This is a genomic window from Arthrobacter sp. CG_A4 (assembly GCF_035985125.1).
Classification (GTDB): Bacteria; Actinomycetota; Actinomycetes; order Actinomycetales; family Micrococcaceae; genus Arthrobacter.
In genome coordinates this window covers 1-7,221 of the sequence record NZ_JAXCID010000075.1, presented here as the reverse complement: position 1 = coordinate 7,221, position 7,221 = coordinate 1, and the positions used below count along the sequence as shown (strand labels likewise).

Here is a 7,221-nt window from a genome sequence, read left to right as displayed (position 1 = left end):
TCCTGGGCATCGTGGACGGACGCGACCACAAGGGCGTCGGAGACTGGCTCTTCGCCCGGCCGCTGCACTGGCGGCTCGGCGTGCAGGTCGTCGCGCTGTATGCGAAAGGCGCGGCTCGAGTGTGCAAGCCTGGCCTTTCGAATACAGCGCTAGAGAGTCGAATGGATTCTGAAGTGGGTTCATTGCTGACGGCCGGAGCATCGAATCCACCTTGCTCCTCCTCGGAACCGACCCGAGGCGTCAGAAGTTCCTTGCATGCCGCATGGGTGTCAGCCACAGTGCCTGAGCAGATCGTGTTGTCAGCAGAGTTCAGGGCCGACAGGCTCGCGCTCCGAGCAGAAGTTATTCGGCTACAGAATGTGGTGAAATTTGGATTCAGTGTCTCGATGATTCCGGTTGACTGTCTAAGCCAGGTGGACTTTCCGACGCTGCAAGCAATGGTGATGGGTGGAGCTCGAGAACAGGATGCAGATCAATCTCGTGGCGGGCGAGGGCCATGATGGGCCCGACCGATCGAGTGTGGTAGCCGGACCGCACTGCTTGTTCGTGACTCTGAGGGTGATGGCTGCGCTCAGGTAACCGGTTGCGTCCAAATCGGTCTAGCTGTCGCTAGAGTCATATCACGCGATATAATTCGACCATGGTGAATCCAGTTCGAGCGCTTCGAGAGGCTGCCGGCCTGAGCCAGGCAGAGCTTGCCCGACGATCCGGGGTTGCTCAGCCGAATGTTGCCGCCTATGAGGCAGGGCGGCGCAGTGTCTCGGTCAAGATGCTCGAGCGCCTGCGGACGGCCGCGCGGCCACTGCCTCATGATGCGCTCGCTGCGCGCCGTGCCGACCTTGTGAGCCTTGCGGGCCGGTATGGCTTCGACAATGTCCGTGTCTTCGGCTCGGCGGCTCGCGGCACAGACAGTTACGGCAGCGATCTGGACATCTTGGTCACCCGATCGCCCGGCACCGGGTTGCTTACGGTCGCGGCGTTCGCTGCTGACGCGAGCGAGTTGCTCGGTGTCGAGGTCGATGTGGTGACCGACGGCGGTCTGCGTGCCGATCATGAGATCTTGGCGACGGCTGTCGCGGTATGAACAAGCGGGATGATGCGGCTCTGACGGAGATCGTCCGACTGTGCGGCGTCGGCGCGAATCTCGTGGCACGCGGCAACGAGTGGTACCTCGGGGACCCCAACAACGTTCCGGGCCTGGCGGCAGAGTCACTGATCATCAAGATTGGCGAGAATGTGGCTCGTTTGAGCGACGCCACGACCGACCGGCATCCCGAAGTGCCATGGTCATTGATCAAGCGGATGCGGGACTGCCTGGCGCATTACTCCGAGGGAACTGACTACGGTGCGGTCTGGGACACGATGGTCGTCGACCTGCCGGCGATCGGCAGATACATCCAGTCGCTCTCAGCAGAGTGAGACCGCGAGGCCCATCGGGGGAAAGGTTGCTCGGCTACAGAACGTGATGGAGTTTAGATTTAACGTTTAGGTCCGTTTGGCTCACCTGAGCCAGACAAGAACGCCGTCCGGTCATTCTGACCGGGCGGCGTCCTGCTTGGGGCGTGCTCGTAGTTATTGGCTTAGTTTTCAAGCAGACGCCGTGCAAGACCCTTTAACTCCTGGGTGGCGCGTTGATAGGCCCATTCGTCTGGGTCCTCGTGCCCTGCTGCAGCATTGTGCCGCACATTGCTCGCAGCACCAGTGCAGCGCGCACACCAGTCTCGATTTATCACCTGCTCGGCGGTCAGGGGCCGTCCATACAGGAAGGCGGCTCGAGTCCCCGTCCGTGGTTCAGCCCAGGTACCACGATCTATGTAAGCCTCAACCGACTGGCAGCCGAACGGGCTGCCCCAGTGCTTCAGTCGACAGGTACCGCCGGTTGAGTCGACAACTGAATACGCCGGACTCTGTACACAATAGACCGCAGGTTCGCCGTGCACGTCGGGGGTCACGAAGTGCAGTTTGAGGTCCGAGGAACCGCACCTTTCACACCCGCCGAAGCGCTTGGTCGCTGTCGTCCAATCCTGAATTACCTGATGAGCGGTTGTGTACTGATCTTCCGATGGTCGGTCCTCTAATCCCATGGTCATCCCCGGTCTGGATTCCCAAGGGAAATCCAGATAGCGGTCGTAGTCACGAGTAGTCACCCACGATTGATAGGTGGCATTCCAACGCACCCGCCTTCCGCCGAGGGCATCGTGTTCCAAGACAACGGCGTATAGCTTTGGCCAAAGGTTTTCATCGAAAACTTTGGACATACCTACCTCCAGGTTTGTAGTGTAAAAACCAATTCATGGTGTTCCCGGCTGGACGCTGCAGGATTATTCGTTGCCCTCATCATGCGTAATGAGTAATCCTTGGAGACGCTGGAGATATCCCGCCCCGGTAGAGGGTACGACGTCGAACCACGTGAACGGATGCCGATCGGCAAGGACCGCTGGCAAGAGTGGATGATTTGTGTATAGGGGGACTTCCCAATCGTCCCAACGACACATATCATCGAACGAATCGCTGACGACGTCCCAATTATCGTCGTTGGTCGTGTCGTCGTCGTCGTCAGTCTCGGAGGCGGATCGAGGAGATATTCTCTCGAATATTTCGGGCATGTCGGAAAGAAAATCCTTCGCTTCAGTAAGTGCCGCCGCTATGAGAAGTTCATCAATGTAGGCCCCATCACGGTTAAATGGAAGCACGCCATTTTCTATTTCATCCGAGATGGCGTAGCAGCGTTCTCGAACTTTCTCAGCCCAAGCGCGGTTCTCCCCGACATAGAACATGACCCGTCGATCGAATCTCGCAAAGGGACTAACCTCATGGAGCGGTTCATCGGCGGGCGCTCCTAACCATTCGCGAATGTCGGTGTCGGCCCAAAGATCGAGGGTCAGTGCGATCGCGAAGGCTTGCCGAGGTGTGAGGTACGGGCAGTTGCGCCAGGACTTCTCAAATTGTGCGGCTGATTTGGCAAGGGCCCTTGAGGTCTCCGAATCTTTGGCCAGCACGTTCTCGCAAGCTTCCCGTGTCTTGGAGCTTACGGCATCAGGATCTTCTTCCCATCGCCGCCACGTGGCTAGACTCAATCCGGCGTTTGTGGCTGCCAGGGACTGAGTCAAATCTAGTTCTAGTCGACGCGCTAAACGAGTGTTCATGGAGCCAAGAATACTGAGTGCTCTGTGAGTAGTCAATGAGCGATCGAGAGTAGGAGGCTCCATCGCAGGGGCCACAGGGCCGTGCCTTCGATGTTGCCGACGGGCATAAGCGCGCACTGTTGTAATCTGTTACGGAATTCCGCGGAGTCCACCAATTGGCTGGAATGGAGAAAAATCGCCACTTCATTCTTGCCGCTGTGCTGCTCCTGAGTTTGGCTTCGACAGGGTGTTCTTGCCGACTGTGTCTACCCTGAATTGGGGTGGAGTAACCCCATTGGCACTAGCTTTGGCGGAGATGTGGCCGACGTTGTGGTGGTCGAGCTGGGCGTGGACGGCCCCTTTGTCGCGTCGGCTCTCGCGCGGCAGGCGCTTGGTGGGCCGTTGACGGTCATGGCGGTATTTTTGTCAGCCTCGCGACGTGGTGGAGTTCCGCTTCAACGCACAATTTGGGACGCGAATGGGGTGCGCCTGGGGCCCGGCACTCCATTGACCCCAGCGATCCTTGGGCGGCTAGTTTCTGTGGCCTGCTTGACAGTGTTTCTGAGGTGACTTACTCGTCTACTTTCGTGGACACTCGTCTACTTTCGTGGACACTCGTCTACTTTCGTGGACTCTGGTCTGTTTTTGTGAAAGACTATCCCTGTCCCGGAGCGCAGAGAGGAGCGAGAATGCGCCTGCAAAATCCGTTCGCAGTCGTCAGTACAACCGGCCTCGATTCTCAAGTACTTACGGTGCTGGCGCGAACCGAACAGTACCTTTCAGTTCACCAGATCCACCAGCTGTTGCCCGAGGAAGGATCGCCTCAAGGTGTACGCAAATCCGTGGTTCGCCTTGTGGAACAAGGTGCAGTTCTGGAACGTGCCACGGGCCGAAGTTATGCCTACGCGTTGAACTTGGACCACTTGCTGGCGGAGGCCATTCAGACGATCGCCAACGCAAAGAGCGAGCTGCTTTCCAGGATGAGTCAGATTATTTCCGAGTGGCGGATCCAACCTCTCACCGTAAAGATCTTCGGTTCAGCTGCCCGTAACGAAATGCGCGCAGACAGCGACATCGACCTCCTCGTCGTCATGCCAGACTCGGCGACAGAAGACGCTGTAGAAGACTCAGTGCGTCGACTTGCCGCCCAAGCGACCCTGTGGACCGGCAACGACGTGCGCCCCCTTGTTTACCGAAGTTCAGAAGTGCGGCCAGCGATCATCTTCAACTCTATCCTCGAGGATGGTATCGACATCGCAGGAGACCCGTCCTGGCTTCGCAAACAACTCCGAAGAGACAAGGCCCGTACATGACTCCGAAGGATGTCAACACCAGAACCGTCGCAGCAGACAAGACGGTCCAGCAAGGCCGACTTGCCAAAGCCAAGCAGTTCCTGCAGGTAGCAGACGATGCTCGGGAACTCTCCGACGGAGAGGACGTCGCGGACGCTTGCGTGACCCTGTACGTTCATGCCGGAATCGCGGCGGCAGATGCAATCTGTGCTGGCGCGCTAGGGAAACATTCCAAAGGCCAAGACCACCAGGATGCGATCGCCTTGCTCGCCTCGGTAGACAAGCAAGCTTCCAACTCACTTGGTGTCCTGCTTGGAATGAAGACCCGGGCCGGTTACGGACATGACCCCATCAGCGGGACCAAGCTCACTAGCGCCGAGCGGGCGGCACGATCACTGGTTGAGAAAGCATCACTGTAGGGGCCGCCTGACACAGAGGTGCAAGGTTTGCCGTTACGGTCAGGGGCTCCAACACCCATCGTGCGCACCTGACAAACGCGCTGATCTGGCTTGATCTCTCCAGGGGTTCCATTCTCCCGACACCTCGCAGTCACGCACTGCCCTTATCGTGGTCCAGAAGATTGCAGGCTCCACCTGGGCCCGCGCTGCCAGTAGAGGTTGCTCGGCTACAGAACGTGGTGGAGTTTAGGTTTAACGTATAACTCAATTAATTTTTGAGACGGCCCCATCTGCTTCGGCATACGGGGCCGTTTCTGTTTGTGCGAATTAAGTATCCGTGGGTTCGGTGTGCTTATTGTGTAACAGGCGGGTGTGCGTCGGTGCCGCGGATGCCCACAAATTGCAGCACCAAGGGGTGCGCGGACGCGTGGCATGATATGCATGCTTCCAACTTTCAAGGCTGCGGCATGAAACTTGGGGCGCTTCACCCCCGGGGGTGCGCGTGAAGCTTGCCGCGCTGTCTGGGGAATCCGCAGTCGTCCAACCTCAGCAAACCGACTCGGGCTGGGCTACCTGCGGCACGTGATTTAGGATCTACCCATGACGAATCTTCAGGGTGCGGTTGTTCTGGTAGTCGGCGCCACCGGCGGGCTCGGCTCGCGGATCGCCGATCGGCTGGAGAGTAACGGCGCCATTGTTGCCCGGTCGTCAAAGTCTGCTGGGCACGATCTACGTGCACCCTCTGTGATTCGGGAGGTGCTGGATGCCACGAATGCGCAGCACGGACGGCTCGACGGGCTTGTGGTTGCGTCCGGGGTCGTCGCCTTCGGCGCCGCTTCAGACCTTGAACCCGCCACGGTGGACGAACTGTTTGCTGTGAACACGACCAGTGCGATCCAGCTCATTACCCAGAGCCAGTCCTACCTCGCGGCTTCGGCACGTGACGGCCGGGAGCCCTTCGTGGTAACCCTGAGCGGCGTTGTCGCTGAGACACCCGTCGCCGGTCTGGCAGCATACTCGGCGTCGAAAGCTGGGCTCGCGGCTTTCGTTGTCGCAGCGGCGCGCGAGTATCGTCGCGCGGGCATCCGACTAGTGGATGCCCGCCCAGGCCACACTGGCACCGCGCTGTCCGAGCACCCGATCGCCGGGTCAGCGCCGCGATTCGGAGCGCCGCTGGATCCAGACCTCGTTGCAGCGCGGATCATCACCGCGATCGTCGATGGCGAGAAGGATCTGCCCAGCACCGCCTTCTAGGCGCGGCCGAGATGATGAAACTGGGCGCTGTATGCGAAAGGCGCGGCTCGAGTGTGCAAGCCTGGCCTTTCGAATACAGCGCTAGAGACGGAGAGGACGTCGCGGACGCTTGCGTGACCCTGTACGTTCATGCCGGAATCGCGGCGGCAGATGCAATCTGTGCTGGCGCGCTGGGGAAACTTGCCAAAGGCCAGGATCACCCGGATGCGATCGCCTTGCTCGCCTCGGTAGACAAGCAAGCTTCCAACTCACTTGGTGTCCTGCTTGGAATGAAGACCCGGGCCGGTTACGGACATGACCCCATCAGCGGGACCAAGCTCATGATCGCCGAGCGGGCGGCACGATCGCTGGTTGAGAAAGCATCACTGTAGGGGCCACCTGGCTCAGAGTTGCAAGGTGTGCCTTTACAGTCAGGGGATCCAACGCCCATCGCGCGCACCTGACAAGCGTGCTGATCTGGCTTGATCTCTCCACGGATTCCATTCGCCCGACGCCTCGCGGTCGCGCACTGCCCTGATCGTGGTTCAGAAGGTTGCAGGCTCCACTTGGGCCCGCGCTGCCAGTAGAAGTTGGTCGGCTACAGAACGTGGGGAATTTAGATTCAATGTCTAGTTGATTCCGGTTGACTGTCTAAGCCAGGTGGACTTTCCGACGCTGCAAGCAATGGTGATGGGTGGAGCTCGAGAACAGGATGCAGATCAATCTCGTGGCGGGCGAGGGCCATGATGGGCCCGACCGATCGAGTGTGGTAGCCGGACCGCACTGCTTGTTCGTGACTCTGAGGGTGATGGCTGCGCTCAGGTAACCGGTTGCGTCCAAATCGGTCTAGCTGTCGCTAGAGTCATATCACGCGATATAATTCGACCATGGTGAATCCAGTTCGAGCGCTTCGAGAGGCTGCCGGCCTGAGCCAGGCAGAGCTTGCCCGACGATCCGGGGTTGCTCAGCCGAATGTTGCCGCCTATGAGGCAGGGCGGCGCAGTGTCTCGGTCAAGATGCTCGAGCGCCTGCTGCGCACGTCAAGTTTTTGAGACAGTTTCGTAGTTGATTTCGGTTACGCGGCCGCGGCCGCGGGTTCGTGGTCGCGGGCTTGGTGGTCTGCGAGGGCTGTTGCCGGGGGTATGCCGCCGGCCCTGCGGTTGGGCCTGCGGC

At 59.4% G+C, this 7,221-nt stretch carries 9 protein-coding genes; 8 read left to right on the top strand and 1 reads right to left on the bottom strand.

What is annotated here, in order from left to right; translation table 11 throughout:
- From RCH07_RS18730 to RCH07_RS18720, 3 genes are all read left to right on the top strand, one after another.
- On the top strand, positions 1-500 hold a 500-nt coding region (locus RCH07_RS18730), incomplete at its 5' end, for a hypothetical protein (RefSeq protein WP_326969000.1).
- Positions 501-640: 140 nt separating this feature from the next.
- On the top strand, positions 641-1,084 hold the full coding sequence (locus tag RCH07_RS18725) for a helix-turn-helix domain-containing protein (protein ID WP_326968999.1): 444 nt from the start codon (positions 641-643) through the stop codon (positions 1,082-1,084).
- Complete coding sequence (locus RCH07_RS18720) at positions 1,081-1,419, top strand: HepT-like ribonuclease domain-containing protein (protein WP_326968998.1); 339 nt, start codon at positions 1,081-1,083, stop codon at positions 1,417-1,419. Before RCH07_RS18725 ends, RCH07_RS18720 begins: the two co-directional genes overlap by 4 nt.
- 902 nt (positions 1,420-2,321) lie before the next feature.
- Here the strand turns inward: RCH07_RS18720 and RCH07_RS18715 are convergent.
- The gene (locus tag RCH07_RS18715; protein WP_326968997.1) at positions 2,322-3,146 is read right to left on the bottom strand and encodes a hypothetical protein; all 825 of its coding nucleotides are present in this window, start codon (positions 3,144-3,146) and stop codon (positions 2,322-2,324) included.
- Positions 3,147-3,814: 668 nt separating this feature from the next.
- On the opposite strand from RCH07_RS18715, the gene RCH07_RS18710 reads away from it, so the two are divergent.
- The 5 genes from RCH07_RS18710 (at position 3,815) to RCH07_RS18690 (ending at position 7,100) form a co-directional block, all read left to right on the top strand.
- On the top strand, positions 3,815-4,438 hold the full coding sequence (locus RCH07_RS18710; protein ID WP_326968996.1) for a nucleotidyltransferase domain-containing protein: 624 nt from the start codon (positions 3,815-3,817) through the stop codon (positions 4,436-4,438).
- Positions 4,435-4,836, top strand: a complete 402-nt coding sequence (locus tag RCH07_RS18705) for a hypothetical protein (RefSeq protein WP_326968995.1) — start codon at positions 4,435-4,437, stop codon at positions 4,834-4,836. Before RCH07_RS18710 ends, RCH07_RS18705 begins: the two co-directional genes overlap by 4 nt.
- Before the next feature lie 579 nt (positions 4,837-5,415).
- Positions 5,416-6,069, top strand: a complete 654-nt coding sequence (locus RCH07_RS18700) for an SDR family NAD(P)-dependent oxidoreductase (RefSeq protein WP_326968994.1) — start codon at positions 5,416-5,418, stop codon at positions 6,067-6,069.
- Positions 6,070-6,182: 113 nt separating this feature from the next.
- Complete coding sequence (locus RCH07_RS18695) at positions 6,183-6,440, top strand: hypothetical protein (RefSeq protein ID WP_326968993.1); 258 nt, start codon at positions 6,183-6,185, stop codon at positions 6,438-6,440.
- A 495-nt stretch (positions 6,441-6,935) separates the two neighbouring features.
- On the top strand, positions 6,936-7,100 hold the full coding sequence (locus tag RCH07_RS18690) for a helix-turn-helix transcriptional regulator (RefSeq protein ID WP_326968992.1): 165 nt from the start codon (positions 6,936-6,938) through the stop codon (positions 7,098-7,100).
- Positions 7,101-7,221: the final 121 nt, after the last annotated feature.

What these genes read in the sequence shown, in the direction of transcription:
- RCH07_RS18725 (WP_326968999.1), top strand. Translation starts at nt 641, where the DNA reads ATGGTGAATCCAGTTCGAGCGCTTCGAGAGGCTGCCGGCCTGAGCCAG.
- RCH07_RS18720 (WP_326968998.1), top strand. Translation starts at nt 1,081, where the DNA reads ATGAACAAGCGGGATGATGCGGCTCTGACGGAGATCGTCCGACTGTGC.
- RCH07_RS18715 (WP_326968997.1), bottom strand. Translation starts at nt 3,146, where the DNA reads ATGAACACTCGTTTAGCGCGTCGACTAGAACTAGATTTGACTCAGTCC.
- RCH07_RS18710 (WP_326968996.1), top strand. Translation starts at nt 3,815, where the DNA reads ATGCGCCTGCAAAATCCGTTCGCAGTCGTCAGTACAACCGGCCTCGAT.
- RCH07_RS18705 (WP_326968995.1), top strand. Translation starts at nt 4,435, where the DNA reads ATGACTCCGAAGGATGTCAACACCAGAACCGTCGCAGCAGACAAGACG.
- RCH07_RS18700 (WP_326968994.1), top strand. Translation starts at nt 5,416, where the DNA reads ATGACGAATCTTCAGGGTGCGGTTGTTCTGGTAGTCGGCGCCACCGGC.
- RCH07_RS18690 (WP_326968992.1), top strand. Translation starts at nt 6,936, where the DNA reads ATGGTGAATCCAGTTCGAGCGCTTCGAGAGGCTGCCGGCCTGAGCCAG.